Consider the following 26,314-nt stretch of genomic DNA (forward strand, 5'->3'; position numbering starts at 1 on the left):
ATAACGCCGCCCCCGCCTGGCCGCGAGGCGGCAGCAAGACTGGCGGCCAACTGCCATGTTGGCCGCAACACGAGGACGCACCATGACCCCGAGCTACACCCCGGAATTTTCCCCGCTGGGCAAGAAGGTGGACTACCAGGACCACTACGACGCCAGCCTGCTGTTCCCCATCGCCCGCCAGCAGAAACGCGACGAGATCGGCGTCGCCGACAGCGCGCTACCGTTCGCCGGCATGGACCTGTGGACCGGCTACGAGCTGTCCTGGCTCAATGCCAAGGGCAAGCCGCAGGTGGCCATCGCCACCTTCCGTATCCCGGCCGACAGCCCGCGGCTGATCGAATCCAAGTCGTTCAAGCTGTACCTGAACAGCTATAACCAGACCCGCATCGCCAGCTGGCAGCAGGTGGCGGCGCAGCTGGAGCTGGACCTGTCCAACGCCGCCGGCGGCAAGGTGGCGGTGAGCCTGCTGTCCCCGGCCGAATTCGGCCGCGAGCAGATCGTGGAGCTGGCTGGCGAGTGCATCGACGAGCTGGACATCGAGGTGGACAACTACGCGCCGTGCCCGGACGCGCTCAAGGCCGATGCGGCCAACGTGGTGAGCGAGACGCTGAGCTCGCAGCTGTTGAAATCCAACTGCCTGGTCACCGGCCAGCCGGACTGGGGCAGCGTCGCCATCAGCTACACCGGGCCGCAGATCGAGCGCGAGACGCTGCTGCGCTACCTGATCGGCTTCCGCCAGCACAACGAATTCCACGAGCAGTGCGTGGAGCGCATCTTCGTGGACGTGCTGCGCGCCTGCGCGCCCAGCAAGCTCACCGTGTATGCGCGCTACACCCGCCGCGGCGGCCTGGACATCAACCCCTGGCGCAGCAACGACCCGGCTGCCGAGCCGCCGGCCAATGTGCGCACCGCACGCCAGTAAGCCTGCGGCCAACGTTGGCCGCAGCGCACCCGCCGCTGTTAAAATCGGCGGCTGAGTTTTTTATTGCCAACCGTTTACGGGTACACCAAACACCATGGCTCAATATGTGATGTCCATGCTCCGCGTGAGCAAGATCGTCCCCCCCAAGCGCCAGATCATCAAGGACATCTCGCTGTCCTTCTTCCCCGGCGCCAAGATCGGCCTCCTGGGTCTGAACGGCGCCGGTAAGTCCACCGTGCTGAAGATCATGGCCGGCGTGGAAAAGGAATACGACGGCGAAGTGCAGTGGCAGCCGAACCTGAACATCGGCTACCTGGCGCAGGAACCGCAGCTGGACCCGGAAAAAACCGTGCGCGAGGAAGTGGAAAGCGGCATGGGCGCGGTAATGGGCGCGCAGAAACGGCTGGAAGAGGTGTACGCCGCCTACGCCGAGCCGGATGCCGACTTCGACGCGCTGGCCGAGGAACAGGCCAAGCTGGAAGCCATCATCTCCGCTGGTGCCGGCGACAATATCGAGCTGCAGCTGGAACTGGCCGCCGACGCGCTGCGCCTGCCGCCGTGGGACGCCAAGATCGGCCCGCTGTCCGGCGGTGAAAAGCGCCGCGTGGCGCTGTGCAAGCTGCTGCTGTCCAAGCCGGACATGCTGCTCTTGGACGAACCGACCAACCACCTGGACGCCGAATCGGTGGAGTGGCTGGAGCAGTTCCTGGTGCGCTTCCCCGGCACCGTGGTGGCGGTAACCCACGATCGCTACTTCCTCGACAACGCCGCCGAATGGATTCTGGAACTGGACCGCGGCGAGGGCATTCCGTGGAAGGGCAACTACTCCAGCTGGCTGGAGCAGAAAGAGGCGCGCCTGGAGCAGGAATCCAAGTCCGAAGCCGCGCGCATGAAGGCGATGAAGCAGGAACTGGAATGGGTGCGCCAGAACCCGAAAGGCCGCCAGGCCAAGTCCAAGGCGCGTATCGCCCGCTTCGAGGAGCTGTCCAGCTTCGAGCACCAGAAGCGCAACGAAACCCAGGAAATCTTCATCCCGGTGGCCGAGCGCCTGGGTAATGAAGTGATCGAGTTCGACGGCGTGTCCAAGGGCTTCGGCGACCGCCTGCTGATCGACAACCTGTCGTTCAAGGCCCCGCCGGGCGCCATCGTCGGCATCATCGGCCCCAACGGCGCCGGTAAATCGACGCTGTTCAAGATGATCGCCGGCAAGGAACAGCCGGATGCCGGCAGCGTGAAGATCGGCCAGACCGTGCAGATGGCCTTTGTCGAGCAGAGCCGCGAAGGCCTGGAAGGCGACAAGACCGTGTTCGAGGACGTGTCCGCCGGCGCCGACATCCTCACCGTGGGCAAGTTCGAGATGTCCAGCCGCGCCTACCTCGGCCGCTTCAACTTCAAGGGCGGCGACCAGCAGAAGAAGGTCGGCATGCTGTCCGGTGGCGAACGCGGCCGCCTGCACCTGGCCAAGACCCTGCTCAAGGGCGGCAACGTGCTGCTGCTGGATGAACCGTCCAACGACCTGGACGTGGAAACCCTGCGCGCGCTGGAAGACGCGCTGCTGGAATTCGCCGGCACTGTGTTCGTGATCTCCCACGACCGCTGGTTCCTCGACCGTATCGCCACCCACATCCTGGCGGCGGAAGGCGAATCGCAGTGGACCTTCTTCGACGGCAACTACCAGGAGTACGAGGCCGACAAGAAGAAACGCCTGGGCGAGGAAGGTGCCAAGCCCAAGCGCATCCGCTACAAGCCGATCACCCGCTAAAGCACCGCGGCCAACCCTGGCCCGCCGACGCCGCCCGCGCCACTGTGCGCGGGCTTTTTACTGTCGCTCTTATCGATAAGCGACAAATGTATATATATTCGCCCCCGTCATTAGCATCCGCTCTAAGGATGCGGTAGAACAGCCAGGCAACCGGCGCAAAGACGCCTTCATACCAAAGAGGAGACTTCATGAACTTCAAGACCGCACTCGCCGTTGGCGCCCTGTGTGCCCTGCCGGTACTGGCCCAGGCCCAGGTAGTACGCATCGTCACCGACATCAGCTATCCGCCGTTCTCCAAGCAGGCTGCCGACGGCAGCATCACCGGTTTCGACCCGGACATCGCCCGCGCCGTGTGCGCCGAGGCCAAGCTGCAGTGCGAGCTGAAGGCCATGGATTTCGACGGCATCATCCCGGCGCTGCAGGCCAAGAAGTTCGAGATCGCCATCGCCTCGATGAGCATCACCCCGGAACGCGCCAAGGTGGTGGATTTCAGCGATATGTACTTCAACGTGCCGGGCCGCCTGCTGGCACCGGAAGGCACCAAGATCGACGACGCCTGGTACAAGGGCAAGAACATCGGTGTGCTGCGCAGCGCCGTGCAGCAGCAGGAAGGCAGCGACAAGATGAAGCCGAAAGGCGCCAGCATCAAGATCTACGCCAAGATCACCGATGCCTTCCTCGACCTGTCCAGCAAGCGTCTGGATGCGGTGTTCCTGGAGTCCACCGTGGGTGAGGAAGACTTCCTGAAGACCCCGAAAGGCAAGGGCTACGCCTTTGTCGGCCCGGTGTTCAACGATCCGAAGTACTACCAGGGTTGCGGCATCGCCGTGCAGAAGGGCAACAAGGAGCTGCTGACCAAGATCAACGCGGCACTGAAGAAGATCCTGGCCGACGGCACCTACAAGAAGATCCAGGGCAAATACTTCAAGAACGACATCTACCCGTTCAAGAACTGATGCGTTGCGGCCAACGTTGGCCGCATGCCCGCGAAACCCCGTGCCCCGGCACGGGGTTTTTGCTTTTCCGGATGCGGTTTTTGCATCCGCAGCATGAAAATCTCTCATGCCCCGATGGCGATTAATCATTTGTGACGCTGCGGTGCCGCGATTAGCCTAGCTTCAACGGCCCCCCGAGACCGCAATACCAAACGAGAAACTGGAGAACGTCATGAATTGCAAGCATGCCCTCGCGCTGTCCCTGTTGTGCGCCCTGCCGCTGTTGGCCAACGCCCAGACCGTGCGCATCGTTACCGACGTCAGCTACCCGCCGTTCTCCAAGGTGAATCCGGACGGCAGCATCGTCGGTTTCGACCCGGACATCGCCCGCGCCATCTGTGCCGAAGCCAAGCTGCAGTGCGAACTGAAAACCATGGACTTCGACGGCATCATCCCGGCGGTGCAGGCCAAGAAATTCGAGCTGGCCATCGCCTCGATGAACATCACCCCGGAACGCGCCAAGGCGGTGGACTTCAGCGATATGTACTTCAACATCCCGGGCCGCCTGATTGCCAAGGAAGGCACCAAGATCGACGACGCCTGGTTCAAGGGCAAGACCATCGGCGTGCTGCGCACCTCCATCCAGCGCGAGGAAGCCACCGCCAAGTGGGTGCCGAAGGGCGTGAAGCTGAAGCTGTACGGCAAGGTGACCGACAGCTTCCTCGACCTCAACAACAAGCGGCTGGACGCGGTGTACCTGGACGCCAACGTCGGTGACGAGGACTTCCTGAAGAAGCCGATGGGCAAGGGCTATTCCTTCGTCGGCCCGGTGTACAACGATCCCAAGTACTACATGGGTTCCGGCATCGCGGTACAGAAAGGCAACAAGGAACTGCTGGCCAAGGTGAACGCCGCACTGAAGAAAGTGATCGATAACGGCACCTACAAGCAGATCCAGAACAAGTACTTCAGCTACGACATCTACCCGTTCAAGTAAGCGCCTGTTCCCTGCCGACCCGCCGCCGGGGCGCCCTGCCCCGGCATAAGGGCGCCTCGAAAAACCCGGATTTCCAATCGAGCTAAGACACGGCGAGACAAGGCGCGAATAAAAAATTCCGACGCAGCATATGGCTGATATGTAAGGAGGAATTTTTTATGAGTAACGCAGTATCGCGACGAAAGCTGGCGTTTTTCGAGGTGACCATGAAAGCCCCACCATGACCCGCACCGCCTACGCCGAAATCAATCTGCACGCCCTGCGCCACAACTACGCCGTGGCCAAGCGCCAGCTGCCGCACACCAAGGTGTGGGCGGTGGTGAAGTCCAATGGCTACGGCCACGGCCTGCTGCGCGTGGCGCAGGCGCTGCCGGATGCCGACGGCTTTGCGCTGATCAACCTGGAAGACGCGCTGGCGCTGCGCCACGCCGGGGTACGCGCGCCTATCCTGCTGCTGGAAGGCGCCATCGAGGCGCGCGAGCTGGAAGAGGCCGCCAGCTGGCAGCTGGACGTGGTGGTGCGCTCCGAGCACCAGCTGCAGTGGCTGCGGGCCTGCGGCCAACCTTTGCGGGTGTGGGTGAAGGTGAACACCGGCATGAACCGCTTCGGTTTCGTGCCGGAACGCGCCATCGAGGTGGTAAACGAGCTGCGCGTGCTGGGCTGCCAGGTGCAAGGGCTGATGACGCACTTCGCCTGCGCCGATGATCTGGCGATCAAGCTGGACGCGCCGTGGCAGCGCTTCATGCAGGTGGTGGATGCCACCGGCCTGCCGTTCACCGCCGCCAACAGCGCCGCCACCCTGCGCGCGCCGCTGACCCACGGCGCCGCGGTGCGGCTGGGCGGCCTGTTGTACAACAACAATCCGTTCTATCCGGATCGCAAGCTGTGGCTGGACGGGCTGCAACCGGTAATGCGCTTTGCCGCCCGCATCGTGCACACCAGCGAGCTGCAGGCCGGCGACAGCATCGGCTACGGCGCCGCCTTTACCGCCGAAAAGCCGATGCGCATCGGCATCGTCGGCGCCGGCTACGGCGACGGCTACCCGCGCGCCGCCCCCAGCGGCACCCCGGTGCTGGTAAACGGCCAGCGCGTGCCGCTGGTTGGCCGCGTGGCGATGAACGTGCTGGCCATCGACCTCACCGAGCAGCCGCAGGTGGGCATCGGCGACGAGGTGACGCTGTGGGGCGACCCCGTGCTGTCCTGCGACGAGATCGCCTGGCGCTGCGGCACCATCAGCGAAGAGCTGCAGTGCGCATTGACGAGCCGGCTGCCGATACGGCAGATTGTGGCGGACAACACTCTGTCCGCCCTGCCCGATGACCAAACTGCCCCCGCTCAATGCCTTGCGTATCTTTGAAGCGGTCGCCCGCCTGCAAAGCTTCACCAAGGCCGCCGAAACGCTGTACCTGACGCAAAGCGCGGTCAGCCACCAGGTGCGCAACCTGGAAGAACACTTCGGCTTTCCGCTGTTGATCCGCAGCCAGCGCGGCATCGCGCTGACGCCGGAAGGCGCCACCCTGCAGCACTGCCTGCGCGATGCGCTGCAGCAGATCGGCGATACCTGCGAACAGCTCAGCCAGCGCCAGCACAGCATCCGCATCAAGTCGCCGCCGTCCATCGCCGTACGCTGGCTGGTGCCGCAGCTGCAGGACTTCAAGGCGCAGTTTCCCGACCTGGACATCAACGTCAGCACGGTGTGGGAGGAAAAGCCGGCCTTCGACTGGGGCCTGTTCGACCTGGCCATCCAGTACGGCGAAGGCGACTGGCCCGGCGTCAACATCGAGCTGCTGCACCGCGAGGTGCTAACCCCGGTAGCCGCCCCCGCCCTGCTGAAGGGCAACAGCCAACTGAGCATCGAACAACTGGCCGACTACACCCTGATCCACACCAGCCGCGATCGCCACGACTGGCAGCTGTGGCTGGGTACGCCGTGGCCGAAAGGGCAGAAGGAACTGCTGTTCGACGCCGATGTGATGGGCATCGAAGCCGCGCGCCACGGTCTGGGCATCGCACTGGTGGACCCGTTCATCGTACAGGACGCGCTGCGCGACGGCAGCCTAGTTACGCCCTGCCAACGCACCGTGCCCTCCGGCAAGGGCTACTTCCTGGTACTGCCACCGCATGAGCGCCACCTGCGGCGGGTGCAGCCGCTGGTGAACTGGCTGCAGCAGGCGGTGTAAACCCGCGGCATAGCACGGCGAGCCAAAGCAAAAAAGCCCGCAATTGCGGGCTTTGTGTTGCTGACCGGATCGAAATCAGGCGATGTAGCGGGTGTCGCCAGTTTCACGCTGGGCGATGTAACGGGCGTCGCCAGTTTCGCGTTGGGCGATGTAGCGGGCATCACCGGTTTCGCGTTGGGCGATGTAGCGGGCATCACCGGTTTCGCGTTGAGCGATGTAGCGGGCGTCGCCGGTTTCGCGCTGGGCGATGTAACGGGTGTCGCCGGTTTCGCGTTGAGCGATGTAGCGGGCGTCGCCGGTTTCGCGCTGGGCGATGTAACGGGTGTCGCCAGTTTCACGCTGGGCGATGTAGCGGGCGTCGCCGGTTTCGCGCTGGGCGATGTAGCGGGTGTCGCCAGTTTCACGCTGGGCGATGTAACGGGCGTCGCCAGTTTCGCGTTGGGCGATGTAGCGGGCATCACCGGTTTCGCGTTGGGCGATGTAGCGGGCGTCGCCGGTTTCGCGTTGGGCAATGTAGCGGGCGTCGCCGGTTTCACGCTGGGCGATGTAGCGGGCGTCGCCGGTTTCGCGCTGGGCGATGTAACGGGTGTCGCCGGTTTCGCGTTGGGCAACGGTTTCAGCGTGGGCAGCACCGGCAAAGGCAGCAAAAATGGAAGCGATCAGTAGCAGTTTTTTCATGATGTAATCCTTTCGATATGCGGCCCCTCTTTTCTGGGCCGTAGTTTGTTCAGTTTTTCCGCCTTGTTCATGCTCGGGCAAAACATCGACCTGAATTGCGGATGGCCTTGCTTTGCTTGTTTCGTCTTGTAATGTGGTAACTATAGTGACTATCTATACTAGGAGAAAGCTCAAAGATTCGAACCAGTCGTTTTGATTTTTTGAACCATGCCGGCCGGCATCGGCAACGGGAGGCTAAGAGACCGGCTACAGGCCGCCAGGTTCCCCTGTCGTTACCATTAACGATGCCGGGTGCTGTACCAGCCAGCCGCACTGGCGCGCACCGGCGACAGACATGACAAAGCCCGCAGTTGCGGGCTTTGTCAGCAGTTGATCGACTCGGCGCTGGCGCGCGTCGCTTACGCTTCAGCTGATGTACCAGGAATCGCCAGTTTCACGTTTGGCAATGTAGAAAGCATCGCCGGTTTCGCGCCTGGAGATGTAGAAAGCATCACCGCTTTCACGCTTGGCGATGTAAAAAGCATCGCCGCTTTCACGTTTGGCGATGTAAAAAGCATCGCCACTTTCACGCTTGGCGATATACCAGCTGTCACCAGTCTCACGTTTGGCAATGTAGAAAGCATCGCCCGTTTCACGCTTGGCAATATAAAACGCGTCGCCGGTCTCGCGTTTGGCGATATAGAAGGCATCGCCGGTTTCACGCTTCGCCAGCATGGTCTGCACATCCTTGCCTTCATCCGTAGCGGGAACGCCTTCTGCCACGGCAGCCCCCGAAAACACGGTTAAGAGAGAAGCAAGCAGTATCAGCTTTTTCATGATGTGTTCCTTTCAAGACTTGGCTGCACTTGTTCAGGTCACTACCCCTCGCCCCGTCATACTGCGAGCTACGCGCAGGAAAAAGCCTGCGGGCACTCGAATGCTGATGCCGCGGCTTTGCTGGCTACTTGTTCTGATGGACTAACTATAGGTAGGCAGCAAGACGGCAAAAGCGCAAAAATTTGAACCCGGCATACAGTTTTCTTCAACCTATTAGTTGAAACTTTTTATCAAGATTTTTGCCAATGACGGCTGCTTGGCAACGCGCCCGCCCCCCGTCTCCCCGGCGGGTCGACGAGCGCAGCTCGCCCTACCAGCCTGTGACGATGAAAAATGCAAAAAGCTCCCAACCTCGGGAGCTTTTTTCCGGCAAAACAAAACCTTATTTACTTTCCAGCGCCATCAAACACCCAGGCATCCATGGTCACCGACGCGTATTCGATGCCGCGGTGCAGGCTGCGGCCAACCTTGCCGTCGGCGGCGCCCAGCGCAAAGAACAAGGGCAGCAGGTGTTCGTCGGTGGGGTGGTTCTGGCGCGCGAACGGCGCCTGCGCCTGCCAGTCCAGCAGCGCCGGCACATCGCCCTGCTGCACGCGCAGCGCCACCCAGTCGGCAAAGGCTTGCGCCCACGGCTGCGGCGGGGTGTCCGGCGCACCCAGCGCATACAGGTTATGGGTGATGCTGCCGGAGCCGATGATCAGGATGTCCTGCGCGGCCAGTGCCGCCAGTGCCTGCCCCAGCCGGTAGTGCGTCGCGGCGTCCTGCCGCGGCAGCGTGGACAGCGTCACCACCGGGATATCCGCCTCCGGGTACATCATCAGCAGCGGCACCCAGGCGCCGTGGTCCATGCCGTCGGCCGGGTCCTGCTGGTGGCCGATGCCGGCGGCGGTCAGCGCAGTGCTTACCTGCTGCGCCAGCGCCGCGTCGCCGTGCGCCGGGTAGCTCAGGCGGTACAGTTCGCGCGGAAAGCCGCCGAAATCATGCACCGTGCGCCACTGGGCGGCGCTGCCCACCAGCGGCTGCAGCGCCAGGTAATGGGCGGACATGATGACGATGCCGCGCGGGCGCGGCAGCTTGGCCGCATGCGCCTGCCAGATGTGGCGGGCCGGCGAGGCGTTGATCAGCACATCCGGGCCGCCGTGCGAGATGAACAGGGGGGCGATGGTCATGGTATTGCTCCGGCAAACCGACGCGGCCGGCAGCCGCGTCGGGATTCAAAATACGCGATTCAAAATATCTGCAGTTGCTCAGCGTTCACTGCGGCCCAGCGGTTTCAGCGCCAGCGCGCCATCGCCCAGCAGTGCCTGCACCAGCGCCGCTACCGCCAGGAACACCGGGTATTCCCAGCCGCCGCCCTGGTTGCTGAACACCCAGCCGTTGCCGCCGTGGCCGAAGATGGCGGCGCCCAGCAGCAACGGCACCAGCAGCAGCGCCACCTGGCGCGCGGCCACGCCCAGCAGGATCAACGCGCCACCACCCAGCTCGGCCGCGATGGTGACATAGCCCAGCCAGCCCGGCAGGCCGATGCTTTCAAAGTAGCCGGCGGTACCCGCCGGGGTGAACACCAGGACCTTCATCAGGCCGTGGGCGAGAAACATGATGCCCAGCGCCAGGCGCAACAACAGGGCGGCATAAGGTGCGGTGCGGGTATCGATCATGATGCTTTCCTTTCGGTGGGTGGCGCTGCGTGTCACAGCGATGAGTGCATTAAACACCTTGCCAGAAAGCGAATAAACAGCTATTCAAGCAATGAATTAATCACCAAAAAGAAACAATCATGGACAAGCTGGTGGCGCTGCGGGTGTTCCACACCATTCACGATAGCGGCAGCTTTGTCGCCGCCGCCGGCCGGCTGGAGATGTCCACCGCCATGGTCAGCAAATACGTCAGCGCGCTGGAACAGGAGCTGGGCACCCGCCTGATCCAGCGCACCACGCGGCGGCTGGCGTTTACCGAGGCCGGGCTGGATTACGCGCGGCGTACCGCACTGGTGCTGGCACAACTGGAAGAAGCCGATGCCGCCGCGATGCAGCAGAGCATGGAGGCGCGCGGCACGCTGCGGCTGGCGGCACCGCTGTCGTTCGGCATGCGCTACCTGGGCGACTGGCTGGCCGAGCTGCGCTGCCGCCACCCGCTGCTGCAGGTGGAGCTGGAGCTGTCCGACCGCCAGGTGGACCTGGTGGAAGACGGCTTCGACCTGGCGCTGCGCATCAGCACCCAGCCGCTGGGCGGCGGGCTGATCGCCCGGCCGCTGGGGCGCATCGACATGCTGCTGTGCGCGTCGCCGGCCTACCTTGCGGCCAACGGTACCCCGCACACCCCGCAGGATCTGCTGCAGCACAGCTGCCTGCGCTACCAGCAGGGCAGCCTGCCGCAGGCATGGCGCTTCTGGCAGGGCGAGGAGGAAACCGCGGTGGCGGTGGACGGCCCGCTGCAGAGCAATAACGGCGACGTGCTGGTCAGCGCCGCGGTGGCCGGCATGGGCATCCTGTTTCAGCCGCGCTTTCTGCTGGAAGACGCGCTGCAGCGCGGCCAGTTGCAGCCGCTGCTGACGCAGTACCGCACCCGCAGCGCCGATGTCTACGTGGTGTATCCGGCGCGGCGTTACCTGCCGATGAAGGTGCGCGTGCTGATCGAGCTGCTGCAGGATATGCTGGCGCGGCTCGGCCCGCCTGCCCCATCGGCCAGTGCCTGATATCCTGTGCTGGCGCGCCGCTTGCATTAAGCTGGCCCGCCGCCGGCCATCGCACCATGCCGGTGCGCACCGAGCCGCGATTATTGCCAGACTATAAATAAAGACAAAAGACGAGGAGCCATCATGAACAAACACGTCCTGCTCGCCATGTTGGCCGCATGCGCGATGCTGCCGGCAGCGGCGGCCGACATGAACAAGGTGCTGCGCGTGGCGATGAACGCCGCGGAAACCGGCTTCGATCCGGCCAAGGTGTCCGACCTGTACTCCAGCGCCATCAACGAGAACATCTACGACCCGCTGGTCACTTACGACTACCTGGCGCGGCCGGCCAAGCTGGTGGCCAACACCAGCAGCGCGCTGCCCACCGTGTCGGTGGACGGCAGGGTGTACACCTTCAAGCTCAAGCCCGGCATCTACTTTGCCGACGATGCCGCCTTCAAGGGCAAGAAGCGCGAGCTGACCGCCGCCGACTACGCCTACAGCATCAAGCGCCACCTCGACCCCACCGTGCGCTCGCCGTGGAGCTTCCTGGTGGACGGCCGCTTTGTCGGCACCGACGAGCTGGTGAAGGCCGCCGGCAAGGGCGCGCTGAACTACGACACCCCGGTGGACGGCATCAAGGTGCTGGACAAGTACACGCTGCAGCTCACCCTCATCGACACCAACTTCAACTTCCTGTCCATTCTGGCGATGCCGGCCTTTGGCGCCGTGGCGCGCGAGGTGATCGAGGCCAACCGCGACAATACCAACGCCCACCCGGTGGGTACCGGCCCCTACCTGCTGAAAGAATGGAAACCGGGTAGCAAGATCGTGCTGGAGGCCAACCCGGGCTACCGCAAGGTGCTGTTCAACAGCCAACCGGGCAACGACCCGGTGGACAAGGCGGTGGTGCAGGCGCTGCAGGGCAAGACCCTGCCGCGGGTTGGCCGCGTGGAAGTGGCCATCATCGAAGAAGAACAGCCGCTGTGGCTGTCCTTCCTCAACCGCCAGCTGGACATCAGCGGCATTCCGCAGGCGGCGTTGCAGGACGCGCTGGTGATCGACCCGAAGAACCCGCTCAAGGTGAAGCTGGCGGATAAATACGCGCGCCAGGGCATCCAGCTGCAACGCCAGCAGATGCAGGAGATCACCTTCCACTTCTTCAATATGCAGGACCCGGTGGTCGGCGGCGACAGCAAGGAAAAAATCGCGCTGCGCCGCGCCATCGCCATGGCGTTCCCGGTCAGCGAGACCATCGCCAGCATCCGCCGCGGCCAGGCGGTGCCGATGAACTACATCGTGCCGGCCGGAGTGGCCGGCCACAACCCGGCGTTCCGCGGCGCGCCCAAGTACGACCCGGCGGCGGCCAACGTGCTGCTGGACCGCTTCGGCTACCGCATCGGCAGCGACGGCTACCGCAGCCGCCCGGACGGCAAGCCGCTGTCCATCGAGCTGGCCAGCGGCACCAGCGCGCTGGACAAACAGTGGAACGAATACTGGCAACAGGCATTCGACAAACTGAAGATCCGCCTCAGCTTCCGCCAGGGCAAGTGGAACGAGCTGTCCAAGGCCAACCACCAGGGCAAGCTGCAGATGTGGGGCATGGCCTGGGGCGCAGACTACCCGGACGGCGAGAACTTCATGCAGCTGCTGTACAGCAAGAATGCCGGCGATTCCAACTCCGCCGACTTCAAGAACGCCGACTACGACCGGCTGTTCGAGGCCTCGCTCAAGCTGCCGGACGGCCCGGAGCGCAACAAGCTGTACGACGCCATGAACAAGATCGCCGTGGTGCAGCAGCCGTGGATCTACGGCGACATCCGCGTGCGCAGCACACTGGCGCAGCCGTATGTGAAAGGGCTGAAGCTGCACCCGCTGCTGAACACCAGCTGGCGCTACCTGGACCTGCAGAAATGAGCGGCCGCAGCGCCGGGAGCGGGGCCTAGATCATGCTGGCCTTCATCCTCCGCCGCGTAGCGCAAATGGTGCCGACGCTGTTTGGCGTGATGCTGCTGCTGTTCGTGCTGTTCAACTGGGTGGGCGGCGATCCGTCCTACATCCTGGCCGGCAAGAACCTCAGCCCGGAGGCGCTGGCCAATATCCGCCACCAGCTGGGGCTGGACCTGCCGCTGCCGCAGCAGTTTCTCATCTTCGTCAAACAGGTGCTGACGCTGGATTTCGGCAGCTCGTGGTCCACCCAGCAGCCGGTGTCCAGCATCCTGCACAGCCGCATCGGCCCGTCGCTGCTGCTCACCGGCAGCATGCTGCTGCTGGGCACCGTGCTGGCGGTGGTGATCGCCGCGCTGGTGGCCTACCTGCGCGGCAGCCTCACCGACCGGCTGGTGACGCTGATCTCCACCTGCGCGATGTCGATCAGCGGCCTGGTGTACATCATCGCCGGCCAGTACTGGCTGGCGCACAAGGCCGGGCTGTTTCCGATCATGGGCTGGAGCGACAGCGTGCTGGACAACCTGCGCTACTACCTGCCGCTGCCGCTGCTGCTGGGGGTCATCGTCGGCCTGGCGCCGGACATCCGCTTCTACCGCAGCTGCTTTGTCGAGGAGATGAACCACGACTACGTGCGCACCGCGCGCGCCAAGGGCCTGTCCGAGCCGGTGATCATGCTCAAGCATGTGCTGCGCAATGCCATGATCCCGGTGGTGACCTCGCTGATGATGTCGCTGCCCTACCTGATGATGGGTGCCATGCTGCTGGAGACCTTCTTCGGCATTCCCGGCATGGGCAAGGAGGTGGTGATGGCGGTGGACCGCAGCGATTTCCCGGTGATCAAGGCCATCACCATCTACATCGCACTGGCCACCATGCTGTTCAACCTGCTGACCGATATCGTCTACAAGCTGATCGACCCGCGCGTCCAGCTGCACTAATGCCATGTCCACACCTAGCTCGCTGCCGCCGCTGACTGCGGCCAACCCTTCCCACAACAGCCTGGCGCGCCTGGGCTGGCGCCGGCTGCGCCGCGATCGCCTCGGTTTTGCCGCACTGTGCATCGTCGCCGTCTACCTGCTGCTGGCGCTGGGCGCCTGGAGCGGCCTGCTGGCGCGCCACTGGCAGGACGAGGTGGCGCTACCGTTTGCCCCGCCGACACTGTTCGTCGGTGTCGGCCCGCAGCATGTGCAGCTGAATGCCACCGATATCGACGCCGCCAGCCAGCGCAACAGCGCTGCCGCCGGCGCAGACAGCAGCGCCGCCACTGGTCTCGCCGCCAGCGAGGACCCGCTGGCCGCCGACATGGCCGCCGCACAGCAGCAGGCGGCACAGTACCGCAGCGCGGAAGCGCCCAAGGCCGACCGCCTGCCACTGGGCGCCGACCAGCGCGGCCGCGACGTGCTGCAGAAAGTGCTGCAGGGCACCGCCACCTCGCTGCTGGTCGGCCTGTCCGGCGCGCTGCTGGCACTGGCGATCGGCTCCGCGCTGGGCGCTCTCTCCGGCTACTTCGGCGGCCTGCTGGATGACCTGCTGCTGTGGTGCTACAGCGTGTTCACCTCGGTGCCGGACATGCTGCTGCTGCTGGCGTTTGCCGCCGTCAGCGGCCGCGGCATCGGTACCGTGGTGCTGGTGATGGCACTCACCAGCTGGACCGGCAGCTACCGGCTGATGCGCGCCGAGTTCCTCAAGCACAAGAACCGCGAGTACGTGCGCGCCGCCGACGCCATCGGCGCCAGCCACCGCCGCCGCATGCTGCACCACATCCTGCCCAACGTCAGCCACCTGCTGCTGGTGCAGTTTTCCATGCTCACCGTGGCGCTGATCAAGTACGAGGCGATCCTGTCCTTCCTCGGCTTCGGTGTCGGCGTCAGCCAGGTCAGCCTGGGCGCCATGCTGGCCGAGGCGCCAGCCGAGCTGCTGCAGGGCTACTGGTGGCAGATGCTCACCGTCACCGTGGTGATGTCGCTGCTGGTGACCGCGTTCTCGCTGCTCACCGACAGCCTGCGCGACGCGCTGGACCCCAAAGTGAAATAACCCATTCGTGAAATAGCCGACCCGTGAAACTGCCCACCGCCGAGCCAGGCGCGCCAACTGCCAGCGACCCCGACCAGCAGCGCCTGAGTCCCCCGCCCTCCCCGCCGCTGCTCAGCGTGCGCAATCTGCGCGTCAGCTTCCGCGACGAGCACGGCCACTGCGTGCCGGCGCTCAAGGGCATCAGCTTCGACATCCCCGCCGGGCGCACCGTGGCGCTGGTGGGTGAATCCGGCTCCGGCAAATCGGTGACCGCCATGGCCATCACCCGGCTGCTGCCGGCGCATGGCTGCCAGATCGACGCCGGCAGCCAGATCGTGTTCGCCGGCCGCGACCTGCTCACCGCCAGCCGCCGCGAGCTGCGCCAGCTGCGCGGCGCCGACATCGCCATGGTGTTCCAGGACCCGATGACCTCGCTCAACCCGGTGTACACCGTGGGCGAACAGATCATCGAAACGCTGATGCTGCACACCAAGGTTGGCCGCAAGGCGGCACACCAGCGCGCGGTGGCACTACTGATGGAAGTCGGCCTGCCGACGCCGGACCACAAGATGCGCAGCTACCCGCACCAGCTGTCCGGCGGCCAGCAGCAGCGGGTGATGATCGCCATGGCCATCGCCTGCGAACCGAAACTGCTGATCGCCGACGAGCCGACCACCGCGCTGGATGTCACCATCCAGCAGCAGATCCTGCAGCTCTTGGCCGGGCTGCAGCAGAAGCACGGCATGGCAGTGCTGTTCATCAGCCACGATCTGGAGCTGGTCGGCCAGTTCGCCGACGAGGTGGTGGTGATGCACCACGGCAGCATCCGCGAGCATGCGCCGGTGCAGCAGATCTTCGAGGCGCCGCAGGACGTGTACACCAAGGCGCTGCTGTGCTGCCGGCCGCACCTGGCGCGGCGCCCGGCGCGGCTGCCGGTGATCAAGGATTTTCTCGGCGACGCCGGCTACAGCGAGCCGCCGCAGCGCCAGCGCGGCTACCTGCCGGACGACGAGGTGATCCTGGACGTGCAGGGCCTGAGCGTGGAATACCACAGCCGCCACGGCTGGTTCGGCAAACGGCACTGCTGCAATGCGGTACAGGACGTGTCGTTCCAGCTGATGCGCGGCCGCACGCTGGGCATCGTCGGCGAATCCGGTTCCGGCAAGACCACGCTGGGGCTGACGCTGATGCGGCTGCAGGCGGCCAGCGCCGGCCGCGTGCTGTTTGCCGGCCACGACCTGCTGGCGATGTCGCCGCGCCAGCTGTGCGACTACAAGCGCCGCATCCAGATCGTGTTCCAGAACCCGTATGCCTCGCTCAACCCGCGCATGAGCGTGGCGCAGATTCTCACCGAGCCGATGCTGCTGCACGGCATCGGCCGCGACCACGCCGAACGGCTGCAGCTGGCCGGCAACTGGCTGGAGCGGGTCGGCCTCAGCCACCAGGCGCTGGGCAAGTATCCGCACGAGTTTTCCGGCGGCCAGCGCCAGCGCCTCGCCATCGCCCGCTGCCTGACCATGCACCCGGACATCCTGATCTGCGACGAATCGGTGTCGGCGCTGGACGTGTCGGTGCAGGCGCAGGTGCTCAACCTGCTGCAGGACCTGCAGGACGAGCTGGGGCTGTCCTATCTGTTCATCTCGCACGACCTGGCGGTGGTGAAGCACCTGTCGGACCAGGTGCTGGTGATGCAGCACGGCCGCTGCGTGGAACAGGGCGACGCCGACACGCTGTACGCCAAGCCGCAGCACGCCTACACCCGCCAGCTGCTGGCGGCCATCCCGCAAGGTTGGCCGCACGGCGTCAAGCCGCAGGTGGCGTAAGCAGCGCCTGCAACACCCACGCCGCCGCCGGCCCCAGCGGCTGGCGCCGCGACCACACCGCGTCGATGCGCTGCCGCCGCGGCCAGCCCGGCAGCGCCAGCCGCTGCAGCCCGGCGCCGTAGCGCGCCACCAGCCAGTGCGGCAGCTCGGCCCAGCCAAAGCCGTACAGCGCCATCTCCATCAGCAGCAGGTAGCTGGGCGCCGACCAGCACTGGCCGCCGCTGTCCGGCTGCGGCGTGTCCTGGTAGGTGCGCAGCCGCAGCTCGCGCCAGCGCCGCAGCTCGGCCTCGTCCACACTGGCCAGCTGCGCCAGCGGGTGGCCGGCGGCCACGTACAGCGCAGTTTCCGCCGGCCGCGCCAGCGCCTGGTGCGCCAGGTCGGCGCGGTAGGTCGCCTGCGCGGTGAGCATGCCCAGGTGCGCGCGCCCGCCCTGCACCAGCGCCAGCACGTCATCCTGCTCGCCCACCAGGCACTCCAGTTCCACCTGCGGAAAGCGCTCGGCGAAGCTGGCCAGCATCACGTCGAAATCGCCGGTGTGGAAGGTATCGGACAGCACGATGGTGAGCCGCGGCTCCTGCCCCGCGGCCAGCAGCTGCGCCTGCTGCCGCAGGCTGTCCTGCGTCGCCAGCGTCTGCCGCGCGTACGGCAGCAGGCGCTGGCCGGCGGCGGTGAGCTGCGGCTGGCGCCCGGCGCGGTCGAACAGCTGCACCCCCAGGTCGATCTCCAGGTTGGCGATGGTTTCGCTGATGGTGGACTGGCGCTTGCCCAGGCTGCGCGCGGCGGCGGAAAACGAGCCCTGCTCCGCCGCCAGCACGAAGGCGATCAAGGCATCATTGGCAATCGACATATCGGTTACTCCGATGGAATCCAACTGTTATCCATGCAGAAAACCTATCACACTGCCACTCATCCCGATACCACAGGTTGGCCGCAGCATGCATACCGACGACAAGACCCTGCGCGAACGCATCTTCCACGCCGTGCTGTACGAGGCCTGCGCCATGGCGCTGCTGGTGCCGCTGGGCAGCTGGCTGGCCAGCGCCGACATGGGCCACATCGGCGTGCTGGGGCTGATGATGTCCACCATCGCCATGCTGTGGAACATGCTGTTCAACGCGCTGTTCGAGCGGCTGGAGCGCCGCTTCGGCTGGCGCCGCACGCCGGCGGTGCGCAGCCTGCACGCCATCGGCTTCGAAGGCGGCATGCTGCTGCTGACCATCCCGGTGGTGGCGTGGTGGCTGGATTGCAGCCTGTGGCAGGCGCTGCTGCTGGACATCGGCGTGCTGCTGTTCTTCCTGCCCTACACCTACGTGTTCAACTGGAGCTACGACCACGCCCGCGCCCGCCTGCTGGCGCGCCGCCGGCTGCGTCTGCAGCCCTGAACCGCCTGACGTCTCGCGCGAACGCATCGCGCGACAGCCTCGACGTGTCGGCTGTCTAAACATGGATGGGAGCCGTCTGCCCGCAGGCGCACCACATGGGCCTCGCGGCCCCTGCACAGCAAAGGAAGTCCCATGCGTGCCACTTTCCTTACCCTCACCCTCGCCACCGCGTGCACCCTGCCTGCCGCCGCCGCGGCCAACCTCAACTTCTACGCCTGGGCCGACTACCTGGCGCCGAGCACGCTGAAGAACTTCCAGGCCAGCAGCGGCATCCGCCTGCGCTACGACAGCTTCGACAGCAACGAGGTGCTGCAGACCAAGCTGCTCACCGGCCGCTCCGGCTACGACCTGGTGGTGCCGTCCAACACTTTCCTCGCGCGGCAGATTCCCGCCAGGCTGTACCGCCCGCTGGACAAGCGCCGGCTGCCGCACTGGCCGGCGCTGGACCCGGCCATCCTGCAGCTGATGCAGGCGGCGGACCCGGGCAACCGCTACGCGGTGCCGCTGTTCTGGGGCATCAACACCCTGGGCATCAACCAGGACAAGGTGGCCAAGGCGCTGGGCGGCCCGCTGCCGGCGCGGCAGTGGTCGCTGCTGTTCCAGCCGGAGACGGTGGCCAGGCTGAAAAGCTGCGGCGTCAGCCTGCTGGATTCGCCCAATGAGGTGTTTGCCGCCGCGCTGCACTACCTGGGCAAGTCGCCGGACAGCCGCCAGCTGGCCGACTACCAGGCCGCCGCCGCGCTGCTCAAGCGCATCCGCCCCTACATCACGCGCTTTTCCTCGTCCGGCTACATGGACGAGATGGCGCGCGGCGACCTGTGCCTGGCGCTGGGTTACGGCGGCGACCTGAACATTGCCCGCCGCCGCGCCGAGGAAGCCGGCAACGGCGTGCGCCTGCGCGCGCTGCTGCCGGCCGAAGGGGTGGGCGTGTGGGTGGACAGCCTGGCGATACCGCAGGATGCGGCCAACCTCGATGCCGCCTACCGTTTCATCGACTACAACCTGCAGGCGGCGGTGGCCGCCGACAACGGCAACTTCGTCACCTATGCGCCGGCGGTGGCCGCCGCGCGCCAGCTGATGGCGCCGCAGCACCGCAACAATCCGTCGATCTTTCCCGGCCTGGCCGAGCTGAAGAACAGCTACGTGCTGACCGCGCTGCCGCTGCCGCTGCAGCAGCGGGTCACCCGGCTGTGGCAGGCGTTCAAGACCGGCAGCTACTGAGCCGGCAGCAGGTGGATGCCGGCAAAGCCCAGGTGGTGGGTGAGTTCGCGCATGATCAGCAGCGCGGCGGCGAACTCGCCATCCACCGGCAGGCCTTCCAGCGCCGCCGGCCGCCCCTGCACCACCTCGGCAAAGCGGCCGAAGGTGTATTCCAGCTGCCCGGTCGGCAGCCACAGCACCCCGTCGCCGGCCACGCCGGCATGGCCGGCCAGCGCCCGCACGCAGGCATCGGCGCAGTACAGCTGGCTGGCGGCGGCCAAGGTTGGCCGCACCGGCGCCAGCGTGTCTTCCACCAGCATGATGGCGTGCTCCATCTCCAGCGCCGTCGGCGGCGCGTGGCGGAACAGGCTGGCGCCGAGCTGGGTGCCCAGCGCCAGCAATATGCTGCTGGCCGGCGCGGCGCCGCTGCCGCTGGCAAAAGCGCACTGCGTGGCGCTCAGCTGCAACACGCTGATGGCGCCCGCCGGCTGCAGGCCGCGGGCGCGTTGGTACAGCTGCAGCAAGGTGTCAGGGATGGCATGCATCGGGGTTCTCCATGGTAAATGCTGGCGGCGCGCGCTGGCGCGCTCAGGCCTCTTCGCCGGCAAACAGCGGATGGCCGGCGGTGAAGTCGATCAGGTAATCCAGCAGCGCACGCACCCGCGCCGGCAGCAGCCGCTGCTGCGGCCACACCGCGTAGATGTCGCGCGCATCGCCGCGCCAGTCCGGCAGCGCGCGCTGCAGGCGGCCATCGGCCAGCGCGCGGTAGGCCTGGCTCAGCGGGCAGTACAGGATGCCCAGCCCGGCGCAGGCCATGTCCACCGCCAGCTGGATTTCGTTCACCCGCAGCCGTGGCTGCGCCGGCGGCGGCAGGTTCAACCACTCGCCGCTGCCGCGGTGCTGCAGCCGCCATTCCATCAGCGGCTCGGCCAGCAGCAGCGCGTGCTGCGCCAGCGCCTGCGGGTGTTGCGGCCAACCATGCTGCGCCAGATAGGCCGGCGCCGCCACCAGCACGGTGGGCGCGCGCCCCAGCAGCCGCTGGTTGAGCTGCGAATCCGGCAGCGGCCCGACGCGCACCGCCAGGTCGGCACCGCTGCCGATCAGGTCCTCGCGCTGGTTGCTCAGCTGCAAGTCCAGGTTGATCTGCGGGTAGGCCGCCATGAAGCCGGCCCACGCCGGCTGCAGCACGCCGGTCGCCAGCGTCACCGGCGCCAGCAGCCGCACGTTGCCGGCCACGTGGTTGATGGCGCTGTCCAGCGCCTCGGTGGCCTGGCGCAGCGAATCCAGCAGCGGCCGGCAGCGCTGGTAGTACTGCCAGCCCTCGCTGCTGGGTACCAGCCGCCGCGCGCTGCGATGCAGCAGGCGGCAGCCCAGTTGCTGCTCCAGCCGCTGCAGCCGCCGCGTCAGCGTGGCCGGCGGCATGCCGGCGCGCCCCGCCGCCGCGTTCAGGCTGCCGCTTTCCACGATGCTCACAAACAAGGCCAGATCGTCCAGCATGATTCCATTCCTGCAATTTGATATTGAAATATTAGCGCTATTTGCACAAACCGTTGTTGATTAAGCTGCTGCCATCGTCACCCAAGGAAGCCGCCCGATGCCTGCCACCCTGCGTCTGCGCCTGCTGTTTGCGCTGTTGATGTCCGGCCTGATGTCGCTGCTGATGACCGCCTGGGTCACCTGGCTCAACCTCGGCGCCGGCGCCGGCTACCTCGCCCACTGGGGCCGCGCCTTCCTGGCGGCGTGGCCGGCGGCGTTCAGCGTGGTGCTGCTGCTGGCGCCGACGGTGCAGCGCCTGTCCCTGCGCCTGCTCGGCCAGCCGCGTGCGGCCAACCGTTAACTGTGGAGAAGTCTCATGAGCACCTTACGCCTGCCCTACTACCAGCTTTCCCCCGCCGCGCTGTCCGGCCTGCGCCACTGCAAGCAGGCGCTGGAAGACAGCCCGCTGGGCCTGCCGCTGATCGAGCTGGTCTACCTGCGCATCTCGCAGATCAACGGCTGCAGCTACTGCCTGGGGCTGCACGCCAGCGCGCTGCGCGAACGCGGCGAAAGCCAGCAGCGGCTGGATGCGCTGGCCGGCTGGCACGCCAGCGCGCTGTTCAGCGCCCGCGAGCGCGCCGCGCTGCAGTGGGCGGAAGCGCTCACCGACCTGCCCGGCAGTCACGCGGCGGATGCCGACTACCAGCCGCTGGCCGCACATTTCAGCGCGCAGGAGGTGTCCGACCTGACCTGCGCCGTGGCGCTGATGAACGCCTTCAACCGCCTGGCGGTGGGCATGCGGCAGTAAGCCGCCGGCGATTTGGTTATTGCCGGACGGTGGACTATGGTTGGCCTAGCAACACCACTTGTGAAGGAGTCAACCATGACCCGTAGCACACTGTTTGTACTGCTGGCACTGGGCGCGCTGAGCGGCTGTGCCGGCTACGGCCAGCACGCCGCCATGCATGAACCGGCGCCGATGGGCGGCGGCCAGATGATGGGCGGCGGCCAGATGATGGGCAATGGCCAGATGATGGGTAGCGGCCAGATGATGGGCGACGGCATGATGTCCGCCCAGAGCGGCGGCATGATGGGCGGCGGCGCCATGATGATGGAGCCGGCGATGTTCCAGCAGGGCATGCTGGCGGCACAGGGCGGCCGAACGCTGTACCGTTTCGACAAGGACAGCGTCGGCAGCGGCAGCAGCGCCTGCAACGATGCTTGCGCCGGCAAGTGGCCGCCGTTCATGGCCCCGCCCGCAGGCCAGCCGCACGGCGATTTCGGCATCATCACCCGCAGCGACCACAGCCGGCAGTGGAGCTACAAGGGTTGGCCGCTGTATTTCTGGCATGGCGACCAGAAACCCGGCGATATGGAAGGCGACGACCTCGGCGGCGTGTGGCATGTGATCAAGCCGTAGCGGCGGCCATGCCGGCAGCGGCAAGCACAAGGTCAGGCAGCCAGCCTGACCTTTTTTTGTCCGCGCGCTAGTAGCCGCGCGCGCGCAACACCAGCCCCAGGCCTTCCTGCCCGGCGGCCAGCCGCTCGAGGTTGGCCGCAATCTGCGTCACCGCCTGCTGGCGCAGGGTGATGGCGGCGATATGCGGGGTGATGGTCACCGCCGGGTGCTGCCACAGCCGGCTGTCCGCCGGCAGCGGCTCGCTGGCGAACACGTCCAGCTGTGCGCAGCGCAGGTGGCCGTTGTCCAGCTGGTAGAGCAGCGCCAGCTCGTCCAGCAGATCGCCGCGGCCGGCGTTGATCAGCATCGCCCCGGCCGGCAGTGCGGCCAACCTGCTGGCGTTCAGCAGGCCCTGGGTTTCCGGCGTCGACGGCAGCACGCAGGCCAGCACGTCGCTGCGCGCCAGCAGTTCGTCCAGCCCCTCGTCGCCGAACAGGCAATCCACCGCCGGCACCTGGCGCGGCGTGCGGCTCCAGCCGCTGACCGCATAGCCATCGGCGGCCAGCGCCTGCGCCACCGCGCGGCCGATCTCGCCCAGCCCCAGCACGCCGACGCGCACCTCGGACGGCAGCCGCGGCGCCAGCATCTTCCACACCCCGGCCGCCTGCTGCCGGCGGTAGATATCCATGTGCCGCTGGTAGCCCAGCACGCCGACGCGCACGTACTCCACCATCTGCTGCGCCATGCCGCCATCCAGCAGCCGGTAGATCGGCAGCTGCGGCGGCAGGTCGTCGCGCGCCAGCAGCTTGTCCACCCCGGCGCCCAGTGCGAACACCGCTTCAAGCCGGGGCAGGCCGGCGAACAGCGCCGGCGGCGGCCCCCAGGTAATCACGTACTGCACCGCCGCCGGGTCGCGCATCTCGTCCAGCGCGATGAAGGTCTGCTGCGGCAGCGCGGCGCGGAACAGTGGCAGGTAGGCGGCGACTTCTTTCGGGCTAGGGGTATGGATCAGGATCATGATGGCTTGCGCGATGCCCTATCGATAAATGAACTACCGCCATGTTAAGGCAGATGGCGACCCATGGTTAGCCATGCGGCCAACCTTGCAGACGCTACCGCAGCGGTTTTTTCAGGTAGATGCGCTGGTGGCCCGGCGGGCAGTCATCCAGCACGCCCATGGGCTGGAAGCCGAGCCTGGCGTAGAACGCCGGCGCCTGGAAGCTGTAGGTGTACAGGAACACGCCGCCACAGCCGCGGCGCCGCGCCTCGTCCTCCACCTGCGCCATCAGCGCCGCGCCCAGCCCGGCACCGCGCTGCGCGTCGTCCAGCCACAGGTAGTCGACATACAGCCAGCCCATGCCGGAATGGCCGAACAGGCCGCCCACCACCGCGCCGCTGGCATCGCGCGCGTACAGCTCGACATCGCGGTAGCCGTAGTCGCCGATGTGCTCGATGTTGTAGGCCTTCAGGCCCTGCTCGATCACCGCCCGCGCCTGCGCATCGGCCCCGAGGGTGAACTGGAAACTGTGCTGTGCCATGCGGACTCCCGGCTCAAGAAAGCTGCCAGTCTAGCGATATTTCGCCGCGGCCGGCGCGCCGGCGGCCCGGATCTGCACGGCGCTGTCCCGCGCCCGGCGGCGGCCGCCGCGCGATGGACTATGCTTGAGGCTGGCCCATGCCGAAAGAATGGAATCATGCGCGTCCCCGATCGCTGGCTGCTCTTGTTAGCCGCCTGCCTGCCGCTGGCGGCGGTGCGCGCGGAAACCGTGCTCACCATCGCCACCGGCGAGCTGCCACCGTATGTCAGCGCCCAGCCGCAGGACAGCTTTCTGACCGAGCTGCTGCACGAGGTGGGGCACCGCATGGGGGTGCGCTTCCGTTTCGAATTCATGCCGTGGAAGCGCTGCGAGCGCTACGTGGAGGAAAAGCGGGTGTGGGCCGCCATTCCCTATGTGCCGACGCCGGAGCGCAACCAGCGCTTCTACTTCTCCGCCCCGCTGTACAGCAAGCGCACCGTGTTCTTCTACTACAGCGCCAACGGCCGGCCGAAGCCGATCAGCTACCGGCAGTTGACGGAATTGCAGGGCTACAACATCGGCGCGGTGCGCGGCTATTTCTACGAGCAGATGCTGCGGGATGCCCAGCTGCAGACCAGCCAGATCAACAACGAGGAACAGGGGTTTTCCATGCTGCGCGCCGGGCGCATCGACCTGCTGCCGGCGATGGAAACCGCCGGCTGGTACATGCTGGGCAAGCTGTTCCCGGGCGAGCGCCAGCTGTTCTTTACCGTGGACAAGCCGCTGGACGTGGGCGCCAACTACCTGATGACGGCGCAGGACTACCCGGACGGGCAGCGCCTGCTGCAGCGCTTCAACAGCGCGTTGCAGGCGGTGAAGGACAACGGCGGCTACCAGCGCATCGCCCGCCGCCACGGCCTGGTGCTGGCCGACTGAACCCTGCGCCATGACGGCGCGTACCGCGCAGCGCGCTAGCTGCCGCCGGCCCGACACACCCCACGCCGCCGCTCAGGTACCGCAGAAAGTACGGTAGCCGGCGGCCAACGCTGCCGGCGCCGGCTGGGTGTAGCGCACCAGCTCCGCGCGCTCGGTATAGGGCTGCGCCAGCACCGCCAGCAGCTGCAGGGTGGGCGCCATGTCTCCGCGCTCGCTGGCGGCGGCCAGGGCCTCTTCCACCAGATGGTTGCGCGCAATGTACAGCGGGTTGGCCGCACGCAGCGCGGCGGCGGTCTGCTCTGGCGTGGCGCCGCTGGCGGCCAGTTGCTGCCGCCACTGCGCCAGCCAGTCGGCCAGCGGCTGCGGCTCGGCAAACTGCGCCACCAACCGGCTATCGTCGCCGGCGGCGGCCTCGGCCAGGAAGCGCCACGCCAGGGTGTGGTCGGCACGCTGCGCCGCCAGCAGCGCCAGCCAGTCTTCCAGCAGCCCCGGCCCGTCCTGTGCCGGCAGCCCCAGCTTGCGGTAGCCCTCGGCGCGCCACTGCTGCAGATACTGCTGCGCAAAGCCTTCCACCAGCTCGGTCGCCGCCGGCACCGCGCTGGCCGGGTCTTCCGGCGCCATCAGCGGCAGCAGCGTCTCGGCCAGGCGGGCCAGGTTCCACTGCGCGATCCACGGCTGGTTGCCGTAGGCGTAGCGGCCCTGGCTGTCGATGGAGCTGAACACGGTTTCGCTGTCGTAAGCATCCATGAAGGCGCAGGGGCCGAAATCGATACTCTCGCCGGACAGCGCCATATTGTCGGTGTTCATCACGCCGTGAATGAAACCGACGTGCATCCAGCGCGCGATCAGCGCCGCCTGCGCCGTACACACCGCCTGCAGCAGCGCCAGATAGGGGTTGGCCGCCTCCGCCGCCTGCGGGTAGTGGCGGGCGATGGTGTAGTCGGCCAGCGCCTTGAGCTGTTCCAGCTCGCCGCGGGCAGCGAAGTACTGGAAGGTGCCGACGCGGATATGGCTGGCGGCGACGCGGGTGAGCACCGCACCCGGCAGCGTCTGCTCGCGGTATACCTCTTCGCCGGTAGCCACCACCGCCAGCGCGCGGGTGGTGGGGATGCCCAGCGCCTGCAGCGCCTCGCCGATGATCAGCTCGCGCAGCATCGGCCCCACCGCCGCCTTGCCGTCGCCGCGGCGCGAGAACGGCGTGCGTCCGCTGCCCTTGAAGGCGAGGTCGCGGCGCTGGCCGCGGCGGTCGATCAGCTCGCCCAGCAGCAGCGCGCGGCCATCGCCCAGGCTGGGCGAAAAACCGCCAAACTGGTGGCCGGCATAGGCCTGCGCCACCGGCTGGGCGCCGGCCGGCAGCTCGGCACCGGAAAACTGTGCGGCCAACGTTTCTGCCGCCACCTCGGCGGTCTCCAGCCCCAGCTCCGCCGCCAGCGCGGCGTTCCAGTACAGCAGCTGCGGCGCACGCGGCGGCTGCGGCTGCCACGGCACCGCGTGCTGCGGCAGGTCGCGGGCGTAGCTGTTGTCGAAGGCGATGGTGGGCATGGTGCGACTCCGGTGAGGACTGAGGTTTTGACTATCTTCGCGTGGAAAAATGCGCAGCGGCATGCAAGGCCCGCACCCAACGGCCATGCGGGCGGGCAACACAAAGGGGGGA

The 26,314-nt window shown here is 66.5% G+C and carries 27 protein-coding genes; 17 read left to right on the plus strand and 10 right to left on the minus strand.

Annotated elements, in window-relative coordinates; translation table 11 throughout:
• Window positions 1-82 precede the first annotated feature (82 nt).
• From queF to ACFOLG_RS00185, 6 genes are all read left to right on the plus strand, one after another.
• Entirely contained in the window at window positions 83-922 is an 840-nt protein-coding gene (gene queF, locus ACFOLG_RS00160; protein ID WP_386087188.1) for an NADPH-dependent 7-cyano-7-deazaguanine reductase QueF, read from the plus strand.
• A gap of 94 nt (window positions 923-1,016) precedes the next feature.
• On the plus strand, window positions 1,017-2,684 hold the full coding sequence (ettA, locus tag ACFOLG_RS00165) for an energy-dependent translational throttle protein EttA (protein ID WP_386087190.1): 1,668 nt from the start codon (window positions 1,017-1,019) through the stop codon (window positions 2,682-2,684).
• Window positions 2,685-2,872: 188 nt separating this feature from the next.
• On the plus strand, window positions 2,873-3,640 hold the full coding sequence (locus tag ACFOLG_RS00170) for a transporter substrate-binding domain-containing protein (RefSeq protein WP_386087192.1): 768 nt from the start codon (window positions 2,873-2,875) through the stop codon (window positions 3,638-3,640).
• Window positions 3,641-3,851: 211 nt separating this feature from the next.
• Window positions 3,852-4,616: a transporter substrate-binding domain-containing protein gene (locus tag ACFOLG_RS00175; protein ID WP_386087194.1), complete on the plus strand. Its 765-nt coding sequence runs from the start codon at window positions 3,852-3,854 to the stop codon at window positions 4,614-4,616.
• 220 nt (window positions 4,617-4,836) lie between these two features.
• Entirely contained in the window at window positions 4,837-5,973 is a 1,137-nt protein-coding gene (gene alr / locus ACFOLG_RS00180; protein ID WP_386087196.1) for an alanine racemase, read from the plus strand.
• On the plus strand, window positions 5,933-6,796 hold the full coding sequence (locus ACFOLG_RS00185; protein WP_386087198.1) for a LysR substrate-binding domain-containing protein: 864 nt from the start codon (window positions 5,933-5,935) through the stop codon (window positions 6,794-6,796). Before alr ends, ACFOLG_RS00185 begins: the two co-directional genes overlap by 41 nt.
• 75 nt (window positions 6,797-6,871) lie before the next feature.
• On the opposite strand, the gene ACFOLG_RS00190 is transcribed toward ACFOLG_RS00185, so the two are convergent.
• The 4 genes from ACFOLG_RS00190 to ACFOLG_RS00205 form a co-directional block, all read right to left on the minus strand.
• Window positions 6,872-7,474, minus strand: a complete 603-nt coding sequence (locus tag ACFOLG_RS00190) for a hypothetical protein (RefSeq protein ID WP_386087200.1) — start codon at window positions 7,472-7,474, stop codon at window positions 6,872-6,874.
• Window positions 7,475-7,879: 405 nt separating this feature from the next.
• On the minus strand, window positions 7,880-8,290 hold the full coding sequence (locus ACFOLG_RS00195; RefSeq protein ID WP_386087202.1) for a hypothetical protein: 411 nt from the start codon (window positions 8,288-8,290) through the stop codon (window positions 7,880-7,882).
• 386 nt (window positions 8,291-8,676) lie between these two features.
• Window positions 8,677-9,459 (minus strand): DODA-type extradiol aromatic ring-opening family dioxygenase, encoded by a 783-nt coding sequence (locus ACFOLG_RS00200; protein WP_386087204.1) that lies wholly within the window; start codon window positions 9,457-9,459, stop codon window positions 8,677-8,679.
• Window positions 9,460-9,537: 78 nt separating this feature from the next.
• Window positions 9,538-9,948 (minus strand): DoxX family protein, encoded by a 411-nt coding sequence (locus tag ACFOLG_RS00205; RefSeq protein WP_386087206.1) that lies wholly within the window; start codon window positions 9,946-9,948, stop codon window positions 9,538-9,540.
• Window positions 9,949-10,067: 119 nt separating this feature from the next.
• Between ACFOLG_RS00205 and ACFOLG_RS00210 the strand changes: the two genes are divergently transcribed.
• From ACFOLG_RS00210 to ACFOLG_RS00230, 5 genes are all read left to right on the plus strand, one after another.
• On the plus strand, window positions 10,068-10,985 hold the full coding sequence (locus tag ACFOLG_RS00210) for a LysR family transcriptional regulator (protein WP_386087207.1): 918 nt from the start codon (window positions 10,068-10,070) through the stop codon (window positions 10,983-10,985).
• Window positions 10,986-11,108: 123 nt separating this feature from the next.
• The gene (locus ACFOLG_RS00215) at window positions 11,109-12,881 is read left to right on the plus strand and encodes an ABC transporter substrate-binding protein (RefSeq protein ID WP_386087209.1); all 1,773 of its coding nucleotides are present in this window, start codon (window positions 11,109-11,111) and stop codon (window positions 12,879-12,881) included.
• Between the two features lie 32 nt (window positions 12,882-12,913).
• Window positions 12,914-13,852 (plus strand): ABC transporter permease, encoded by a 939-nt coding sequence (locus tag ACFOLG_RS00220; protein ID WP_386087211.1) that lies wholly within the window; start codon window positions 12,914-12,916, stop codon window positions 13,850-13,852.
• A gap of 4 nt (window positions 13,853-13,856) precedes the next feature.
• Window positions 13,857-14,948, plus strand: coding sequence for an ABC transporter permease (locus ACFOLG_RS00225; RefSeq protein WP_386087213.1), 1,092 nt, complete (start codon window positions 13,857-13,859; stop codon window positions 14,946-14,948).
• 23 nt (window positions 14,949-14,971) lie between these two features.
• Window positions 14,972-16,750: an ABC transporter ATP-binding protein gene (locus ACFOLG_RS00230; protein WP_386087215.1), complete on the plus strand. Its 1,779-nt coding sequence runs from the start codon at window positions 14,972-14,974 to the stop codon at window positions 16,748-16,750.
• Here the strand turns inward: ACFOLG_RS00230 and ACFOLG_RS00235 are convergent.
• On the minus strand, window positions 16,731-17,597 hold the full coding sequence (locus ACFOLG_RS00235; RefSeq protein WP_386087217.1) for a LysR family transcriptional regulator: 867 nt from the start codon (window positions 17,595-17,597) through the stop codon (window positions 16,731-16,733). The two genes, ACFOLG_RS00230 and ACFOLG_RS00235, sit on opposite strands and share 20 nt — an antisense overlap.
• A gap of 88 nt (window positions 17,598-17,685) precedes the next feature.
• Here ACFOLG_RS00235 and ACFOLG_RS00240 point away from each other — a divergent pair, with 88 nt between their 5' ends.
• Both ACFOLG_RS00240 and ACFOLG_RS00245 read left to right on the plus strand, forming a co-directional pair.
• Window positions 17,686-18,132 carry a multidrug/biocide efflux PACE transporter gene (locus ACFOLG_RS00240; protein ID WP_386087219.1) on the plus strand — a complete coding sequence of 149 codons (447 nt, stop codon included), beginning with the start codon at window positions 17,686-17,688 and terminating at the stop codon, window positions 18,130-18,132.
• 132 nt (window positions 18,133-18,264) lie between these two features.
• Window positions 18,265-19,353: a polyamine ABC transporter substrate-binding protein gene (locus ACFOLG_RS00245; protein ID WP_386087221.1), complete on the plus strand. Its 1,089-nt coding sequence runs from the start codon at window positions 18,265-18,267 to the stop codon at window positions 19,351-19,353.
• Here ACFOLG_RS00245 and ACFOLG_RS00250 read toward each other — a convergent pair.
• Complete coding sequence (locus ACFOLG_RS00250) at window positions 19,347-19,877, minus strand: hypothetical protein (protein WP_386087223.1); 531 nt, start codon at window positions 19,875-19,877, stop codon at window positions 19,347-19,349. The genes ACFOLG_RS00245 and ACFOLG_RS00250 overlap by 7 nt on opposite strands.
• Before the next feature lie 43 nt (window positions 19,878-19,920).
• The gene (locus ACFOLG_RS00255) at window positions 19,921-20,829 is read right to left on the minus strand and encodes a LysR family transcriptional regulator (protein ID WP_386087225.1); all 909 of its coding nucleotides are present in this window, start codon (window positions 20,827-20,829) and stop codon (window positions 19,921-19,923) included.
• A gap of 97 nt (window positions 20,830-20,926) precedes the next feature.
• On the opposite strand from ACFOLG_RS00255, the gene ACFOLG_RS00260 reads away from it, so the two are divergent.
• The 3 genes from ACFOLG_RS00260 (at window position 20,927) to ACFOLG_RS00270 (ending at window position 22,228) form a co-directional block, all read left to right on the plus strand.
• Window positions 20,927-21,169 (plus strand): DUF2798 domain-containing protein, encoded by a 243-nt coding sequence (locus ACFOLG_RS00260; protein ID WP_386087227.1) that lies wholly within the window; start codon window positions 20,927-20,929, stop codon window positions 21,167-21,169.
• Between the two features lie 15 nt (window positions 21,170-21,184).
• The gene (locus tag ACFOLG_RS00265; protein WP_386087229.1) at window positions 21,185-21,616 is read left to right on the plus strand and encodes a carboxymuconolactone decarboxylase family protein; all 432 of its coding nucleotides are present in this window, start codon (window positions 21,185-21,187) and stop codon (window positions 21,614-21,616) included.
• Between the two features lie 75 nt (window positions 21,617-21,691).
• Entirely contained in the window at window positions 21,692-22,228 is a 537-nt protein-coding gene (locus ACFOLG_RS00270; protein ID WP_386087231.1) for a COG4315 family predicted lipoprotein, read from the plus strand.
• Between the two features lie 67 nt (window positions 22,229-22,295).
• Here ACFOLG_RS00270 and ACFOLG_RS00275 read toward each other — a convergent pair whose 3' ends face one another.
• Both ACFOLG_RS00275 and ACFOLG_RS00280 read right to left on the minus strand, forming a co-directional pair.
• Window positions 22,296-23,225 carry a 2-hydroxyacid dehydrogenase gene (locus ACFOLG_RS00275; RefSeq protein ID WP_386087233.1) on the minus strand — a complete coding sequence of 310 codons (930 nt, stop codon included), beginning with the start codon at window positions 23,223-23,225 and terminating at the stop codon, window positions 22,296-22,298.
• Between the two features lie 94 nt (window positions 23,226-23,319).
• The gene (locus ACFOLG_RS00280) at window positions 23,320-23,745 is read right to left on the minus strand and encodes a GNAT family N-acetyltransferase (RefSeq protein ID WP_386087235.1); all 426 of its coding nucleotides are present in this window, start codon (window positions 23,743-23,745) and stop codon (window positions 23,320-23,322) included.
• 156 nt (window positions 23,746-23,901) lie between these two features.
• On the opposite strand from ACFOLG_RS00280, the gene ACFOLG_RS00285 reads away from it, so the two are divergent.
• Window positions 23,902-24,660 carry a substrate-binding periplasmic protein gene (locus ACFOLG_RS00285; protein ID WP_386087237.1) on the plus strand — a complete coding sequence of 253 codons (759 nt, stop codon included), beginning with the start codon at window positions 23,902-23,904 and terminating at the stop codon, window positions 24,658-24,660.
• 72 nt (window positions 24,661-24,732) lie between these two features.
• Here the strand turns inward: ACFOLG_RS00285 and ACFOLG_RS00290 are convergent, their stop codons facing one another.
• A complete protein-coding gene (locus ACFOLG_RS00290) occupies window positions 24,733-26,202 on the minus strand; it encodes a protein adenylyltransferase SelO (protein WP_386087238.1) in 1,470 nt (489 codons plus the stop codon).
• Window positions 26,203-26,314 lie beyond the last annotated feature (112 nt).

This window comes from Vogesella facilis, assembly GCF_042648525.1.
Taxonomy (GTDB): domain Bacteria; phylum Pseudomonadota; class Gammaproteobacteria; order Burkholderiales; family Chromobacteriaceae; genus Vogesella; species Vogesella facilis.